The organism is Methylobacterium sp. BI1, assembly GCF_056680125.1.
On record NZ_CM155267.1, the window covers coordinates 2,387,794 to 2,402,426 of the forward strand.

At 70.5% G+C, this 14,633-nt stretch carries 24 protein-coding genes and 1 tRNA gene; 13 read left to right on the top strand and 12 right to left on the bottom strand.

From position 1 onward, the window contains the following. The first annotated feature begins 222 nt into the window (after positions 1–222). From rpsA to AC1MGR_RS11090, 9 genes are all read left to right on the top strand, one after another. On the top strand, positions 223–1,953 hold the full coding sequence (rpsA, locus tag AC1MGR_RS11050) for a 30S ribosomal protein S1 (RefSeq protein ID WP_056184418.1): 1,731 nt from the start codon (positions 223–225) through the stop codon (positions 1,951–1,953). A gap of 471 nt (positions 1,954–2,424) precedes the next feature. Continuing rightward, positions 2,425–3,411, top strand: coding sequence for a signal peptide peptidase SppA (gene sppA, locus AC1MGR_RS11055; protein WP_480234774.1), 987 nt, complete (start codon positions 2,425–2,427; stop codon positions 3,409–3,411). 46 nt (positions 3,412–3,457) lie between these two features. After that, entirely contained in the window at positions 3,458–3,769 is a 312-nt protein-coding gene (gene ihfB, locus AC1MGR_RS11060) for an integration host factor subunit beta (protein WP_055959108.1), read from the top strand. A gap of 34 nt (positions 3,770–3,803) precedes the next feature. Next, positions 3,804–4,178 (top strand): LapA family protein, encoded by a 375-nt coding sequence (locus AC1MGR_RS11065; protein WP_480234610.1) that lies wholly within the window; start codon positions 3,804–3,806, stop codon positions 4,176–4,178. A 31-nt stretch (positions 4,179–4,209) separates the two neighbouring features. Continuing rightward, positions 4,210–4,851: a phosphoribosylanthranilate isomerase gene (locus AC1MGR_RS11070; protein WP_480234611.1), complete on the top strand. Its 642-nt coding sequence runs from the start codon at positions 4,210–4,212 to the stop codon at positions 4,849–4,851. Positions 4,852–5,011: 160 nt separating this feature from the next. Further along, positions 5,012–6,253: a tryptophan synthase subunit beta gene (gene trpB / locus AC1MGR_RS11075; protein ID WP_108039507.1), complete on the top strand. Its 1,242-nt coding sequence runs from the start codon at positions 5,012–5,014 to the stop codon at positions 6,251–6,253. Positions 6,254–6,372: 119 nt separating this feature from the next. Then, positions 6,373–6,449 (top strand) — tRNA-Met (locus tag AC1MGR_RS11080). 245 nt (positions 6,450–6,694) lie between these two features. Further along, positions 6,695–6,913, top strand: a complete 219-nt coding sequence (locus AC1MGR_RS11085) for a hypothetical protein (protein WP_156375895.1) — start codon at positions 6,695–6,697, stop codon at positions 6,911–6,913. Beyond that, positions 6,914–7,036 carry a hypothetical protein gene (locus tag AC1MGR_RS11090; protein WP_272481521.1) on the top strand — a complete coding sequence of 41 codons (123 nt, stop codon included), beginning with the start codon at positions 6,914–6,916 and terminating at the stop codon, positions 7,034–7,036. 76 nt (positions 7,037–7,112) lie between these two features. Here AC1MGR_RS11090 and AC1MGR_RS11095 read toward each other — a convergent pair whose 3' ends face one another. The 10 genes from AC1MGR_RS11095 to AC1MGR_RS11140 form a co-directional block, all read right to left on the bottom strand. Continuing rightward, a complete protein-coding gene (locus AC1MGR_RS11095; RefSeq protein ID WP_055959100.1) occupies positions 7,113–7,580 on the bottom strand; it encodes a hypothetical protein in 468 nt (155 codons plus the stop codon). Positions 7,581–7,614: 34 nt separating this feature from the next. Further along, positions 7,615–7,836 (bottom strand): hypothetical protein, encoded by a 222-nt coding sequence (locus tag AC1MGR_RS11100; RefSeq protein WP_243214760.1) that lies wholly within the window; start codon positions 7,834–7,836, stop codon positions 7,615–7,617. 75 nt (positions 7,837–7,911) lie between these two features. Then, a complete protein-coding gene (locus tag AC1MGR_RS11105; RefSeq protein ID WP_055959093.1) occupies positions 7,912–8,703 on the bottom strand; it encodes a hypothetical protein in 792 nt (263 codons plus the stop codon). Between the two features lie 61 nt (positions 8,704–8,764). Beyond that, a complete protein-coding gene (locus AC1MGR_RS11110; RefSeq protein WP_055959090.1) occupies positions 8,765–8,959 on the bottom strand; it encodes a hypothetical protein in 195 nt (64 codons plus the stop codon). Then, positions 8,956–9,411 (bottom strand): hypothetical protein, encoded by a 456-nt coding sequence (locus AC1MGR_RS11115; RefSeq protein WP_055959087.1) that lies wholly within the window; start codon positions 9,409–9,411, stop codon positions 8,956–8,958. Before AC1MGR_RS11115 ends, AC1MGR_RS11110 begins: the two co-directional genes overlap by 4 nt. After that, the gene (locus AC1MGR_RS11120) at positions 9,408–9,638 is read right to left on the bottom strand and encodes a hypothetical protein (protein ID WP_055959084.1); all 231 of its coding nucleotides are present in this window, start codon (positions 9,636–9,638) and stop codon (positions 9,408–9,410) included. Before AC1MGR_RS11120 ends, AC1MGR_RS11115 begins: the two co-directional genes overlap by 4 nt. Next, positions 9,635–10,009 (bottom strand): fasciclin domain-containing protein, encoded by a 375-nt coding sequence (locus AC1MGR_RS11125; protein ID WP_055959081.1) that lies wholly within the window; start codon positions 10,007–10,009, stop codon positions 9,635–9,637. The genes AC1MGR_RS11120 and AC1MGR_RS11125 overlap by 4 nt, the downstream gene beginning before the upstream one ends. Next, complete coding sequence (locus AC1MGR_RS11130) at positions 9,997–10,377, bottom strand: hypothetical protein (protein WP_055959078.1); 381 nt, start codon at positions 10,375–10,377, stop codon at positions 9,997–9,999. Before AC1MGR_RS11130 ends, AC1MGR_RS11125 begins: the two co-directional genes overlap by 13 nt. A 2-nt stretch (positions 10,378–10,379) precedes the next feature. Then, complete coding sequence (locus AC1MGR_RS11135; RefSeq protein ID WP_146180521.1) at positions 10,380–10,658, bottom strand: hypothetical protein; 279 nt, start codon at positions 10,656–10,658, stop codon at positions 10,380–10,382. A gap of 9 nt (positions 10,659–10,667) precedes the next feature. Then, on the bottom strand, positions 10,668–10,862 hold the full coding sequence (locus AC1MGR_RS11140; protein WP_146180522.1) for a hypothetical protein: 195 nt from the start codon (positions 10,860–10,862) through the stop codon (positions 10,668–10,670). A 110-nt stretch (positions 10,863–10,972) separates the two neighbouring features. Here AC1MGR_RS11140 and AC1MGR_RS11145 point away from each other — a divergent pair, with 110 nt between their 5' ends. Further along, positions 10,973–11,272 (top strand): hypothetical protein, encoded by a 300-nt coding sequence (locus tag AC1MGR_RS11145; RefSeq protein ID WP_055959069.1) that lies wholly within the window; start codon positions 10,973–10,975, stop codon positions 11,270–11,272. Between the two features lie 11 nt (positions 11,273–11,283). On the opposite strand, the gene AC1MGR_RS11150 is transcribed toward AC1MGR_RS11145, so the two are convergent. Together AC1MGR_RS11150 and AC1MGR_RS11155 are read right to left on the bottom strand one after the other, a co-directional pair. Next, on the bottom strand, positions 11,284–11,454 hold the full coding sequence (locus tag AC1MGR_RS11150; protein WP_156375894.1) for a hypothetical protein: 171 nt from the start codon (positions 11,452–11,454) through the stop codon (positions 11,284–11,286). Next, the gene (locus AC1MGR_RS11155; protein WP_055959066.1) at positions 11,454–11,786 is read right to left on the bottom strand and encodes a hypothetical protein; all 333 of its coding nucleotides are present in this window, start codon (positions 11,784–11,786) and stop codon (positions 11,454–11,456) included. The genes AC1MGR_RS11150 and AC1MGR_RS11155 overlap by 1 nt, the downstream gene beginning before the upstream one ends. Before the next feature lie 362 nt (positions 11,787–12,148). Here AC1MGR_RS11155 and AC1MGR_RS11160 point away from each other — a divergent pair, with 362 nt between their 5' ends. From AC1MGR_RS11160 to AC1MGR_RS11170, 3 genes are all read left to right on the top strand, one after another. Next, positions 12,149–12,442 carry a helix-turn-helix domain-containing protein gene (locus AC1MGR_RS11160; RefSeq protein WP_055959065.1) on the top strand — a complete coding sequence of 98 codons (294 nt, stop codon included), beginning with the start codon at positions 12,149–12,151 and terminating at the stop codon, positions 12,440–12,442. A gap of 185 nt (positions 12,443–12,627) precedes the next feature. Then, on the top strand, positions 12,628–14,316 hold the full coding sequence (locus tag AC1MGR_RS11165) for an AAA family ATPase (RefSeq protein WP_055959062.1): 1,689 nt from the start codon (positions 12,628–12,630) through the stop codon (positions 14,314–14,316). A 27-nt stretch (positions 14,317–14,343) separates the two neighbouring features. After that, entirely contained in the window at positions 14,344–14,610 is a 267-nt protein-coding gene (locus tag AC1MGR_RS11170) for a hypothetical protein (RefSeq protein ID WP_056149081.1), read from the top strand. The last annotated feature ends 23 nt before the right edge of the window (positions 14,611–14,633 follow it).

Below are 14,633 nucleotides of genomic sequence, written 5' to 3' on the forward strand. Positions count from 1 at the left end.
CTATGCAACCGCCGTTCTCCGAATGGATTCCACGAGGCTCGGCTGTCCCGCCGGGCCACGCCCCGTTTGGAGGATCGCTCTCGACCATCGTTTGAGAATGCGTCGGCCCTCCCCCGGGAGGTTGAGCCCGTCGGGTCCGTGACCCCGGGCGGCGACGTCGAGGGTGTCCCGTCACACGAGCCGCCGATGCCGGCCTCCGGATGAGGCCTGTCAGGAGACAGAATGACCGCTGGTAACGCCCTGCAGCGTAGCCCGAGCCGCGACGATTTCGCCGCTCTTCTCGAGGAGTCCTTCCTCGAACACGAGATCACCGAAGGGTCCGTCGTCAAGGGTCGCGTCGTCGCGATCGAGAAGGACGTGGCCGTCATCGACATCGGCGCCAAGACGGAAGGCCGTGTCGCCCTCAAGGAATTCAACGGCCCCGGCCGCGAAGGCGAGCTCGCCGTCGGCGACGAGGTCGAGGTCTATGTCGACCGCATCGAGAATGCGCTCGGCGAGGCCGTCATCTCGCGCGACAAGGCGCGCCGCGAGGAGAGCTGGGTCAAGCTCGAGAAGGCCTTCGAGGCCAACGAGCGCGTCACCGGCGCGATCTTCAACCAGGTCAAGGGCGGCTACACCGTCGACCTCGACGGCGCCGTGGCGTTCCTGCCGCGCTCCCAGGTCGACATCCGCCCCGTGCGCGACGTCACCCCGCTGCTGGGCACCCCGCAGCCGTTCCAGATCCTCAAGATGGATCGCCGCCGCGGCAACATCGTCGTGTCGCGCCGCACCGTCCTCGAGGAGAGCCGCGCCGAGCAGCGCTCCGAGCTGGTGGCCAACCTTGAGGAAGGCCAGGTCATCGACGGCGTCGTCAAGAACATCACCGAGTACGGCGCCTTCGTCGACCTCGGCGGCATCGACGGCCTGCTCCACGTCACCGACATGGCGTGGCGCCGCGTGAACCACCCGTCCGAGGTCGTGACCATCGGCCAGACGGTCAAGGTCAAGATCATCAAGATCAACCACGAGACCCACCGCATCTCGCTCGGCATCAAGCAGCTGCTGGCCGATCCGTGGGAGGGCATCGCCCAGCGCTACCCGGTCGACGCCAAGCTCAAGGGCCGCGTGACCAACATCACCGACTACGGCGCCTTCGTGGAGCTGGAGCCGGGCATCGAAGGCCTGATCCACGTCTCCGAGATGTCCTGGACGAAGAAGAACGTCCACCCGGGCAAGATCGTTTCCACCTCGCAGGAGGTGGAAGTGCAGATCCTCGAGGTCGATCCGGTCAAGCGCCGCATCTCGCTCGGCCTGAAGCAGACCCTCCAGAACCCCTGGGAGGCCTTCGCCCAGCAGCATCCGGTGGGCTCCGAGGTCGAGGGCGAGGTCAAGAACAAGACCGAGTTCGGCCTGTTCATCGGCCTCGACGGCGATGTCGACGGCATGGTCCACCTGTCGGATCTCGACTGGAACCGTCCCGGCGAGCAGGTCATCGAGGAGTTCAAGAAGGGCGACATGCTCCGCGCCCAGGTGCTCGACGTCGACGTCGAGAAGGAGCGCATCTCGCTCGGCGTGAAGCAGCTCGGCGGCGACCCCTTCACGGAAGCCGGCGACCTCAAGAAGGGTCAGATCGTGACCTGCGAAGTGGTGGACGTGAAGGACTCGGGCGTCGACGTGAAGATCGTCGACACCGACCTGACGACCTTCATCCGCCGGGCCGAGCTCGCCCGTGACCGCGGCGACCAGCGCCCCGAGCGCTTCGCCGCCGGCGAGAAGTTCGACGCCCGCGTGATCCAGTTCGACCGCAAGGCGCGCCGGGTCCAGCTCTCCATCAAGGCCCTGGAGATGGCCGAGGAGAAGGAGGCGATGGCCCAGTTCGGCTCGACCGATTCGGGTGCCTCGCTCGGCGAGATCCTGGGCGCCGCCTTCAAGAAGGCCCGCACCAGCGACGACAAGGACGAGTCGCAGGACTGATCCGTCCTGCATCTCCCCCGGTCCCTCGGGACCGGGGATTCTCGCAGACCCCATCGACGCCCGCGCGGGATCGCCTCCCGCGCGGGCGTTTTTCGTGCACGGAGCCCGGTCCCGCCGGAGCCACGCGGGGAGCCACCGCCAGCCCCTTGTCGGTCCCGGTCCGGCAAGGCTAGAACACGAGCCTGTGACGGATCGGGCGAGGCCTCACGCCGGAGGACGCGCGATGCGTCCGAGGCTGAGCCCGGTCGACGGACGATGCCCGACCGAAGCTGGTACCTGCCAAAGGCCGATACATGCCAAAGGCTTGGTGCAAATCGGCGGGGAGTGTGGGACAAGGTTCGGCGCGCCGGTCGATGCCGGCGCGGACCGGCCGAGCACTCGGACCTTGGCGCTCGGGAATCCGGCGTCCAGACCCCGGCGTCCGGAACCATCAGCCGGCCGAGCCGGCACGTGAGGGAGCGTAACCAGCGCATGGCCGCGGATGCCGAACTTCTGATCGATCGCCGGCGCCTGCGCCGCAAGCTCTCCCTCTGGCGCGTCCTCGGCATCGGCGGCCTCGTGGTCGCGGTCGGGGCGGTCGGCCTGCGGGTCCGCAGCGGCGGCGAGGCCCTGGGCCTCGGCAGCGTCCGTCCGCAGATCGCCCGGATCTCGGTGGGCGGCTTCATCGCCGGCAGCGAATCCACCACCAAGCTGATCGAGCGCGTCCGCGACGCGAGCGCCGTGCAGGGCGTCGTGGTCTCGATCTCCTCGCCGGGCGGCACCACCACGGGCTCCGAGGAACTCTACCGCAACCTGCGGGCGCTCGCCGAGAAGAAGCCCATGGTGGCCTTCGTCGACGGCACTGCCGCCTCCGGCGCCTACATCGCGGCCATCGCCGCCGACCACATCGTGGCGCGGGAGACCGCCCTGGTGGGCTCCATCGGCGTCCTGTTCCAGTACCCGGACCTGTCGGGCCTCCTCGACAAGGTCGGGGTCAAGGTCGAATCCGTGAAGTCGGCGCCCCTGAAGGCCGAGCCGTCGGGCTTCACGCCCACCTCGCCCGAGGCCCGCGCCGCCCTCGCGGCCGTCGTCGGCGACACCTATGCCTGGTTCAAGGGCCTCGTGGCCGACCGGCGCAAGATGACCGAGAAGGAACTCGCCACCGTCTCCGACGGCCGGGTGTTCAGCGGCCGCCAGAGCGTGCCGCTCAAGCTGGTGGACGGCCTCGGCGGCGAGCGCCAGGCCATCGCCTGGCTCGAATCCGAGCGCGGCGTGGCCAAGGACCTGCCGGTGCTGGACTGGAAGCCGAAGGCCAAGAGCGATTTCCAGCTGTGGTCAGCCCTCGGCCTCGGGGCCGACCTCGTCGGACTCGACGGCGTCGCGGCGCGCCTGCGCCAGGTGGGCGACGAGACGGCGGGCTTGGCCCAGGGCGGACTGCTGGTCCTCTGGCGGCCCGGCCCCGCGGACGCCGCCCGCTGAGGCGCCGCGCCATCCCATCCGTGCATGACTTCGTGAAGGCCCTCGCATGATCAAGTCGGAGCTCGTGCTCAAGATCGCCGAGCAGAACCCGCATCTCTACCAGCGCGACGTCGAGACCCTGGTGAACGCGATCCTGGACACCATCGCGGATGCCCTGGCCCGCGGCGACCGGGTCGAGCTGCGCGGCTTCGGGGCCTTCTCGGTGAAGCGCCGCGATGCGCGGCGCGGGCGCAACCCGCGGACGGGTGCGGCCGTTGCCGTCTCGGAGAAGGCCATCCCCGTGTTCAAGACGGGCAAGGAGATGCGCCTGCGCCTCAACGAGGCCGGCATCGGGGACGGCGAGGCCGCCGCGTCCTGATCCGCCCCGTCCCCTACGCCTGGAGTTCCTCTCGATGATCCGCTTCCTCAAGGGCCTGGTGCTGCTTCCCGTGGCGATCCTGGTCGTCGCCTTCGCGGTGGCCAACCGCGATGCGGTGCGGGTCTCGTTCGATCCCCTCTCGACCGACATGCCGGTCTTCAGCGCGACGCTGCCGCTCTACCTGCTGCTGTTCATCGCCGTCGCCGTCGGCGTGCTGCTCGGCGGCTGCGGCGCCTGGCTCGGGCAGTCGCGCACCCGCCGCACCAGCGCCGAGCGCCGCCGCGAGATCCGCCGCCTCGAGAGCGAGACCGCCCGCCTCAAGACCTACGCGCCGGCCCCGGTCAACGAGGGTCCGAACGGCATCTACCGCAACGCCCCCGACCGCGTCGCCCTGCCGGCCCCGCGCTGAGGCCGGCGACGCTCCGCGAACCGCGCGTTCCATGGCACCCATCGCGATCAAGATCTGCGGGCTCAGCACGGCGGTGACCCTCGACGCCGCCCTGGAGGCCGGCGCCGATCTCGTCGGGTTCGTGCACTTCCCGAAGAGCCCCCGCCACGTGGACCTGGAGACCGGCCGCGCCCTCTCGGCGCGCGCGCAGGGCCGGACCGAGCGGGTGGTGCTCCTCGTCGACCCGGACGACGCCCTGGTGGAGGCCGCCGTCGCGGCCCTCGACCCCGACTGGATCCAGCTCCACGGCCGCGAGACGCCGGCCCGCGTCGCGGCCATCCGCGCCGCCACCGGGCGCCGGGTGATGAAGGCCGTCGGCGTCGCGACGGCCGCGGATCTCGACGCGGTGGCCACCTATGCGGGGGCGGCCGACCGCATCCTCCTCGACGCCAAGGCGCCGCCGGAGGCCCTGCTGCCCGGCGGCAACGGCCACGCCTTCGACTGGGATCTCCTCGACGGCGCCGTCCTGCCGGCGGATTACATGCTCTCGGGCGGCCTCACGCCCGACACCGTGGCGGCGGCGCTGGCCCGCACGGGCGCGCGCGCCGTCGACGTCTCGTCGGGCGTCGAGATCCGCCCGGGCGACAAGTCGCCGGAGCGGATCGCCGCCTTCATCGCGGCGGCCCGGGCCTGACGGGACACGGCGCGCGGGGCGGGGGTTCCGGCGCCGGGGACCCGGGCTTTGCGCTCCGAAAGGCCCCGAATTCGCGATTCGACGCGTTGGCCGCATTGTCGCCGCCCCCCGTGCGGGTCTAGGCCTATCGACAAACGCAGACCTGACAAGGACCATGCCCGTGACCCTCGCTCCCCCTCCGAACTCGTTCCGCAACGGCCCGGACGAGCGCGGCCGCTTCGGCATCTTCGGCGGACGCTTCGTGGCCGAGACGCTGATGCCGCTGATCCTCGACCTGGAAGCCGCCTACACGGCCGCCAAGGCCGACCCGGCCTTCCAGGCGGAGATGAACAGCCACCTGACCCACTATGTCGGCCGGCCGAGCCCGCTCTACTACGCCGAGCGGATGACCGAGCACCTGCGGGCGCAGGCCGCCCCGGGGCAGGGCGCGAAGATCTACTTCAAGCGCGACGAACTCAACCACACCGGCTCGCACAAGGTGAACAACGTGCTCGGCCAGATCATGCTGGCCCGCCGCATGGGCAAGCCGCGCATCATCGCCGAGACGGGCGCCGGCCAGCACGGCGTCGCCACCGCCACCCTCTGCGCCCGCTTCGGCCTGAAATGCGTGGTCTACATGGGCGCCGTCGACGTGGCGCGTCAGGCGCCCAACGTGTTCCGGATGAAGATGCTCGGCGCCGAGGTCGTGCCGGTGCAGTCCGGCACCAAGACCCTCAAGGACGCGATGAACGAGGCCCTGCGCGACTGGGTCACCAACGTCGCCGACACCTTCTACTGCATCGGCACCGTGGCGGGCCCGCACCCCTACCCGGCGATGGTGCGCGACTTCCAGTCGATCATCGGCCGCGAGGCGAAGCAGCAGATGCTGGAGATGGAGGGCCGCCTGCCGGATTCCCTCGTTGCCTGCATCGGCGGCGGGTCCAACGCCATGGGCCTGTTCCATCCCTTCCTCGACGATCCCGAGGTCGCGATGTACGGCGTCGAGGCGGCGGGCCACGGCATCGCCAGCGGCCTGCACGCGGCCTCGCTGTCGGGCGGCAAGCCCGGCGTGCTCCACGGCAACCGCACCTACCTGCTGCAGGACGGCGACGGCCAGATCGCGGACGCGCACTCGATCTCGGCCGGCCTCGACTACCCGGGCATCGGCCCCGAGCACGCCTGGCTGCACGAGGCCGGCCGCGTCACCTACCTCTCGGCGACGGACGAGGAGGCCCTGGAGGCCTTCAAGCTCTGCTCGGTGCTCGAGGGCATCATCCCGGCCCTGGAGCCGGCCCACGCCCTCGCCAAGGTCCGGGAACTGGCCCCGCAGAAGCCCCAGGATCACCTCCTGGTCGTCAACCTGTGCGGACGCGGCGACAAGGACATCCCCCAGGTCGCCGAGATCCTCGGCACCCGGCTCTGACGTTTCCGGACGTTCCCGCGGGGCCGGTCATTTTCTCGCGGCCGACCCCGTTGACACCTCACGGCGGGGTTCCCTATACCGCCGATCTCATCGCGCCCCGATCTTCGGCGGCGCGGTCTGGCGGGGTAGCTCAGCTGGTTAGAGCAGAGGAATCATAATCCTTGTGTCGGCGGTTCAAATCCGTCCCTCGCTACCAACAATTCCAAGTCATCACAGCGACTTAGACGACAAGCCCTGGACACCGTGTCCGGGGCTTTTTGCTTCTCGGGCGGAGTTCGGGCGGACTTTTCTGCACGGCTGCCGGGAGGCCCGCCCGAAATCCATTCCCGGGCGGGTCGAAATCCGACGCTGGCACGCGCCGTGGACAGTCCCAAGCCCAACCGGTTGGATTTGAGTGATCGGCTTAGCCAGCCCTCAACGCGGGCCTGCCACGGTGACCGCGTGAGCCGCGCACCTTCACTCCCCCCGTCCTATGCCCGCATGCGGAACCTGCAGCGCGAGGTTCACGACCTCTGCTACCTCGCCCTGCGGAAGGACCTGACGCGTCCTGAGCGGCGCGCCCGTCTGCAGGAGATCGACAGCCGGATGAGCGATCGGCTGCCCCTCGACGGGCGGGGGATCGACGCCACCATCGAACGGCTGGAGGCCGACCGGGCCTAGGTGCTGGAGGACCACCGCATCAGTCGCGGCGTCATCTACGACGGGCTGACCGACTTCACCCGGCCCTACCGGTGCATGGCCGAGGACCCCGGGCCCTACGTCTACCAAGCCGAGCACGTCTAGAGGCGGGCGGGTTTCAGCCGAGCGGGTGATTTCGGCGCCGGCCGCTTGGATTCCCGCGAGCGGCTAAACCCGGATCTCAGGGTGCGAGGCCGCCGAGGTCCCCGCGATCCTCGGGATCGATCGGGGCCGACAGGTGCCGCTCGCTCTCGACAACGTGCGTCACGCTCTGGCCTAGCCGGCGCTCGGTCAGGAGCCGGTAGGTGCCGTTCCGGAGCAGCGTCACGCCGAGGCAGCGCTCCTGCTTCTTGGCGCCTGGTACCGACGTCAGGAAGATCCCGGCGTACTCGCCGCGCCACGGCTTGAACCAAACCGTCAATGCGACGGTCGTCGCCGGGCCGTCCTCCTGCGGTTTCGGGAGCCACTCCGTCGTCGCGACCCAGGCCTCCTCCGCCTCCTGGAGCACGCGCTTCCGGTTGACGCCCGACAGCGTGGAGGCCGCCCACAGGGGATGCGCCTCGATCGCGTCGACAGGAATCGGCGTGAAGACGACCTCGCCGTCGGGGGCCCAGGCGCGCGTGAATTTTTCGGTGACCGGATCTCGCATGCCCGCATGATGCGGGCGAGCCGTTAACCGGCCGTCAGCCGGCGGAGCGGGCAGCCTCTCGGGCCCGGCGCTCCGGCCCCAGCTTCCGCGCCAGGTCCGCCGGCCGGGACGCCCTCACGAACCCGCGGCTGACCTTCCCCGAGATCTCAGCCATCTCGATCAGGGCGTCGCCGAGCGCCCGCCTCAGGGCGTCCCGCGCGTCGCCGTCGGCGGCTTCCATGTAGGCCCGCTCCATCTCGTCCACGATCCGCTCCATCGATTCTGTCATAGAACGAATGGAGAACAAATCCGCTCGGGAGTCGATCCCTGGACGCGACGTTTCGGCCCTTGGTCAGACGAACCAGCTGACCACCAGTGCGACCGCGATGCAGAGGCCGACCTGCAGAACGGTGGAGCGCAGGCGGTCGATCGCTGCGGCGAGGTTGGCGGTATCCAGGTTGGGGGCGGGATCCGCGGGAGCCTGAAGCGGCGGCCCCTGTTCCGGCACCCCATCATCCTCGTCGACCTTTGGCTGCGGCGCGTCGCTCCAGCTGAGATGCCGGACCGTGCCCCGTGCCACCTCTGGGCTCTCGCTCGCGTGGTCCGCGTGGGGAGCCAGATACCAGGTGACCCCGTAGCCGGGCGGCGTGTGCTCGTCGCCCTTCGTGATCCAGAGATCGAGCTTCACGCCGAGGTGGAACGACGGCATCTCGCCAGCGCGGTAGGCCGCGAGCATCGCGGCCATGTCCATCTCGGGGATCCAACACTCCAGGAACCAGGCGTCCTCGCTCCTGAACTCCCGGTCTCCGGCGATGAAGCCGAGCACGCCGGTGAACGGGGTGTAGCCGTTGCCGTCCTCCTGAGGGATGGCGGGCCGGATCGTCACGGGCAGGACCCGGCAGGTGTCGCCCCATCCAGCGAGCCGGACAGTGTCCCTCCGGATCGCGGCCATCCCGGACAGCTGGGGTGTCCGGCTGATGGTCCCGTAGTCCGTGGAGACGGCCTGGCCCATCTTGAGGTTCGAGACCTCGACCCAGAGGGTCCGATAGGGGTCGTGGTGCCACTCTCCCTCGACCTCCGGGATCGCCATCGTCCCGTCCGTGACGATCGATTTCAGCCGCGCGCGCTTGTCCTGTCTCACCATGTGCCCCCCGAGGTTGAGGCACTCTCGCGGGCTGGCAAGGCCCCGTCCAGGGTTCCCGTCCTTAAGCCTGCCTGCGTCCCACGCGGCGCCGGTCGTTGATGACCTCCCGCTTCACGGCGTGCGAGATCCACAGGGCGAGCTCCCTCCGGAGGCGGGCCGGTCGCTCCACCGGGGTGTCCGCCGGGTTCTCGGAGATGACCTTCTCGACGGTCCAAGCGGCCCCGCCGGCGATCTCGTCGATCGTGGACTGCCTCATGCCACCACCATCAGCTGGACCTCGACGACCTCCGCCTCCAGCCGCTCGGGGAAGAGCGTGGGGTGGTGCAGGCGGAGGTCCTCCCACTGCTCGCGGACCTGCCGCGCCGTCGCCTCGGCCGCCTCGCGCTTGAGGTAGACCTGCGCGGTCGCCAGCCCGTCCCACTCCTTCCGGTTCGGGTGCATGGACCGGTTGCAGAACAGGAGCCCCGTCACGGTGTCCCGGACAGCGAACCTGGTCACCGGCGCGGAGGCCTGCTCGGCGCTCGGCGGGTAAGCCTCCGCCTTTCGCAGGGCGGCGACCGCGCAGGTGCGGCAGCGCTGCGAGCGCTTCTCGCCGACCGCGCGTTCCCGGCAGTCCCGGCATCGGAACGAGTACAGCCCCGACGACCACCCGAACGGACGGAGGGCGTCGTCGGTGTAGCCGTCGTGGATCGGGCAGGATCTGATCATGCTCGCCTCCGCGCCTTGGCCTCGGCGGCCCGGCGCGCCTTCCGGTTTGGGCCGGCGTCGTCGGGCCGGCGGAAGGCCAGAGACGCGACGAACGGGCTCATCTCCCGGCAGGTCACCTCGAACTCGGCCGCGAGCTCGGTGGATCGTGCCATGCGCTCGACCACCTCGCGCACGCCCATGCGCCTCAAGGGGATCCGGCGACCGGCGATGTGGATGCTCTCGCTCATGCCCGTAGCCCCTGCAGCTGCCTCTCGATGCCGAGGCGGACGGCGATGGCGTGGCGAACCTGGCGGACGAATTCCTCGGAGGGGTCCTCGCGGAAATCGTTCGGGGTGCAGTGCCAGGCGCAGTAGACGATCACGGCGTCGCCCTGCGTCACCCTCGCGCCGTTGACGGTGACGACGTCGCCTTGGGTCCCGATCCGGATCTCTTCGCCGTCCGAGGGGAGGCCGATCGCTTCGAGGGCTTCCCTCGCGATCGGCCCGTTGATGGGGGCAACCCATAGGGACGACATCTCTCCCGGCATGACCACGGCCATCCGGGGCGGCGTCATGCGGAAGGGCGTCTCGGTGTAGATGCGCATGGTCAGGCCCTCCACTCGTACCGATTGACCTCGTCGTTGAGCTTCTCCTCGGAGAGGACGATCTCCCCGGCAGGCGTGCGGACGTCGGCAGGCCACCAGTCCCCGTTGTCTCGACCCCAGAACGCCGTGCTGATGGCCTCGTCGAGGGAGTAGACCTCCACCGTCATCGGGGAGTGGAAGCGCATCCCGTGCACCACGTGAGTGACGACCCGGGCCGCCAACTCGGCCTCCCGCTTCAGAAAGGCCGACACCGCCTTGCTCAGGGCCGTCTCGGCCGCGCCGAGGTCGGTCCATACGGTCTTGTCGCCCCAGGGGGCCGCGCAGGCCTTCACGCGGACCTCGTTCCAGGAGACGGCGGCCGCCTCGATCGGGGAGCGGTGCATGCTCAGGCCTCCACCTTCGGCAGGTGCTTCGAGATATCGTTGAGGAAGCACCACAGGCCTGCGGCGCCAACGTCGTCCTCGTCATTGAAGTGCGCGATGATGGCCGCCTTCACCACGGCGGGGTCCCGGGCGAACAGGGCGTCGAGATCCCGAAGGGTTGCGAGCTTGCTCTCGTGCCGGCCGGCCCGGTACTGAGCGTCATCGCCCTCAAAGACCGTGCCGTCCTCGGCCGTGCGGATCTCCACTTGGACCTTGCGGGTCACGGTCTTGTAGCTGCTCACCGCCATCGCTCAGGCCCCCCTGCGCTGCTCGGCGAGCAACCCGTCGAGGCTGTCCCGGAGCGCCCGGACGTGCGTCGTCCCGTCGAGGTCGTCGGGGTCCGTGCAGGCCTCGGCCTCGCGCAGGGCGGCCCGCACCGCGGCGATGTCGTCCTCGATCGCGACGTGGCGCTTTGGCGCCTCGGTGTTCGTGTCCCTGATGTCCATCGTCCTCTCCATCACCACGCCGACCACACCGCCGGCAGACCGCCCGCCGGGGCCTTCTCCGCATCGTCCCGGGCTTGCCTCCCCGGCGGGGCGCGCCCAGACTCCCGGGCATGCCCGAGGACGCCTACGACGCCGCCGACGCCCGCCACCTTGAGGGCATGCCGCTGCCCCGGGCCCGGCCGGCCGGGCATGTCGAGGACCGCTACCCCGTTGAGGACGGCCCGGGCTCCGGGGAGCGCGTCGAGCTGGTCGTGCGGGTGCTCCGCGGAACGGCACGGTCCACCGTCATCGTGGCCGACCCGGCCACCGGGCGGGCCCTAGCCCAAGACGTCGTCCCGCACGGGGGCGAGGCCGGCGCGGCGGCCGCGGCCGTCTACGCTGCGCTGAAGAAGGCCAACGCTTGCCTGTAGAGATCCGAGGCTCACGGGCAGTCCTCCCCGCGGGCGGCCTGACGGCGCTGGACGGCCGCGACGATGCGGGTGACCTCCGTCGGCGGCCGCGGGCCATCCAGGCGCGAGAGGACGCCCACGCCGAGGATGAGCGCGAAAACCAGGGCGATCGAGACCATCGCGACGATGAGCGTGAGGTCCATCAGGACGAGGCCCCCGCGGACCCGGAGACGGCACGGCGTGCGATCTCGCGTGCGACCGAGGCGTCGATCCAGAACGTGCGCCCGTCCTCCATCCGGTAGGCACCGCCGACCTCGGCCTCGATCGCGGCCGCGGTCCGGGCGTCCTCAACCGCCATCACGGCCGCAGCGTCGTCGAGGAAACCCTGGCGGTAGGAGTGCGGCAGGTTCTGAACCTGCTCGCCCTCAGTGTAGGAGAAGGGCCCCTGAAAGGCCGTCCTGCGAGCGTTCGACCGCCGAACCCAGCGCACGAACAAGGCCTGCGCGATAGCAAGCTGGCGCTCTTGAACGCTCACGTCCGGCCCTCCGAGATGAGGCCCTTGGCCACCAGCACCGCGTAGACGCCCCCGGCGAGCTGCAGGTCGTCGAGCCCATCCTTGCGTCCCTACGTGAGGACGGCGCGGATGAGCTCCCACGGGGCGGGGGACGGCGGCGGGGCTGGGGCCCACCGGGGCTCGTTGGGGAACCGCCGCTGGAGGCGGACCCTCAGTTCCTCGGTAGCCTGTGCCTGGTGCGCCATTCCATTTCCCCCATCGAATCCGTGCAGATGAGAGTCTGCCATGGATCGCCGATTTCCACTGGACGGTGTCCAAAAAATCGCGCAGCCGACTGAGTCGCGGGTAGGTGCCTTGCATGCTGATGCGGTAGGCTCCGGGTCATGAGCATCTTCAACCTCGGCGAGGAGCTTGCCCTCGCCCGCCGCCACCGCCGGCTCTCGCAGCGCCAGCTCGCCGCGAAGGCGGACGTGAGCGTGTCGTGGCTCTCGGCCTTCGAACGGGGAGACAGCTACGAGCCGAGCATGCACCGGGTGATGAGGTGCCTGCACGCCCTCGGGCTCGACCTGCGGCTGTCGACGTACAACCAGGGCCGGCCGTCGCTGGACGACCTCCTGGCGCAGGACGAGGAGGCCGACCGCAGCCCGGCCCTGAAGGCCGCGCTAGGGCTTGGTTAACCCTAGGAACGCGACCCAGTCCGCAACGAATGCACATCCCTTGCACATTGGACCGGCCTGGTGCACATAGGGGTCACACCGGAGTTCTCGCCATGACCTTCCCTCGCTCGAAACGGATGCACCGCCCCGCCGCCTGAGCCCTGCTCGGCGCGCCCCGCGTGCACTCCTTTCCAGCGAGACCTCCCATGACCGACGACGCCTCCCGGGCGCGCGCCGCTGCCGTCCAGGCCGCCCGTGCCACGCTCCTCGACTCCACCGCGCTGACGGGGCCCCGTCAGCCCGAGGCTTCCCTCGGACCGCGAAAGAAGGGCTACGGCGCCGAGTTCGTCGGGTACGACGCCCGCCGCGACGCGGGCCTGGCGATCGCCGCGTTCCTAGCCGAGGAGCCTCAGCTCCCGGCGGCGCTCGTCAGGACCCTCGGGCGGACGCGGCGGGACGTGACGATCGCGTCCCTGCAGAAGGCAGACGACGCGCTCCGCGAGCACGCCAACGCCGATGGCGTTTCGGACGCTGGGCAGGACGCCGCGGCGCATCTGGCGGACGACCTCTTGTTCGCCCAGGCGGCCCTGGGGAACGCCAAGGCCGCGGCCTACTGCGCCAGCATCTGCCTGCGCCTGTTCCACGCCTCGTTGGCGAACGGCAACCATGCGGCTGCCTGGCTCGCCCTGCGGAACGGTATCCGGTACTCCACCGACGCGACGGTGGACCTGCAGGAGTCCGAGTACGTCTCCGATCAGCAAGCGTCGCTGCTCGCTCCCTACGATGGGCTGGCGCTCAAGCTCGGCGAGACGGCCGCGATCGTCGCGGCTGCGCACAGGCAGATCGGGGTCGAGGAAGATCTGCTGCGCGGCGGCGCCGGCGGCGCCGGCGGCAGCGCGAGGGCGTGGGTCGACGAGCAGGCCGACGACCTGGCGGCGCTGGCTCAGCTGGACTGGCCCCTCGGCGACGGCGGGTGGCGGGACCGGGCGGCGCGCCCCGCCCCGACGCTCGTCGTCCTGGCCAAGGGGGCATTGGACCACCTGCCCGGGTCCGAGACCTCGGGGTCGTCCCGGTCGACGCGGGGATCGACGCCGCGCGCGGAGTTCAACGCGCTCGCCGGCGAGGCCCTCCCGCTCGTCCACGGCGTCGACGTCGTGGCCGTCGGCAAGCTGCTCGATGCGCGGTTCCCGTGGTTCAGGGATCTCACCGCGCTGCTGCTGCGGGACCTCGCCAACGGAGGTGTAGCCCGGCTGCGGAACACTCTCGCGGTGAGCCCGCCCGGCAGCGGGAAGACGAGCTACCTGCAGGCGTTCTGCCAGGCGGCCGGGATCCCGTGCGTCCTCTACAACGCCGCCGGCGTCGCCGACGCTGCGTTCGGCGGGACGTCGCGCCAGTGGAGCACGGGGCGCGCAAGCGTCCCGTTGCAGACGATCCAGCGGCTCCGCGTCGCCAACCCCGTCATCATCATCGACGAGATCGAGAAGGCGGGCACGAGGTCGGAGAACGGGCGCCTCACGGACTCCCTGATCGCCCTGCTGGAGCCGGCAGGGAGCCGCGCCTTCCACGAGGTCTATCTGGAAACGAACGCCGATCTGAGCGGCACCCAGTTCCTGGCGACGGCCAACGGGACGGGAGGCGTCCCCGGCCCCCTCCTGGACCGCTTCCGCGTCGTGCACGTCGGCCTTCCCAGGGCCGAGGACCTGCCGGTCGCGGCGGCCAACCTCGTCAGCGAAATCCGCGACGAGCGAGGCCTCGACTCCGGCTGGCTCCCCGATCTCGACGGCGACGAGCTCCACCTCCTTGGCCGCGTGTGGAAGGGGGGCTCGCTCCGCCCGCTCCGCCGCGCCGTGACGACGCTTCTCGACGGCCGCGAGACCCTCGCCCGTCGCCACTGACACCCCACCCCCTGAAGGAGAGATCCCATGACCGACGCACACCCGAGCCGCGCCTCGATCATCGTCCTGGAGGCGGCGATCACCCAAATGCGAGCCCGCCACGAGCAGGACGAACTACGCGACGAGCTCGCCGTCACCGGCCTGTCCGTCCTCCACCTGGCGAGCTGTGCCTACGCCCGCGGGGCCTTCCCGCCATCGGAGGCCCGCTACCTCTGCCAGGGCCTGCTCGCCCTCGCCGACGCGCTGCCTGCGAACCCGGACGACCGCCGTGAACCCCGCGAGGTCCGCGCGTGAAATCGGCGCGCGGTCCCCCCTCT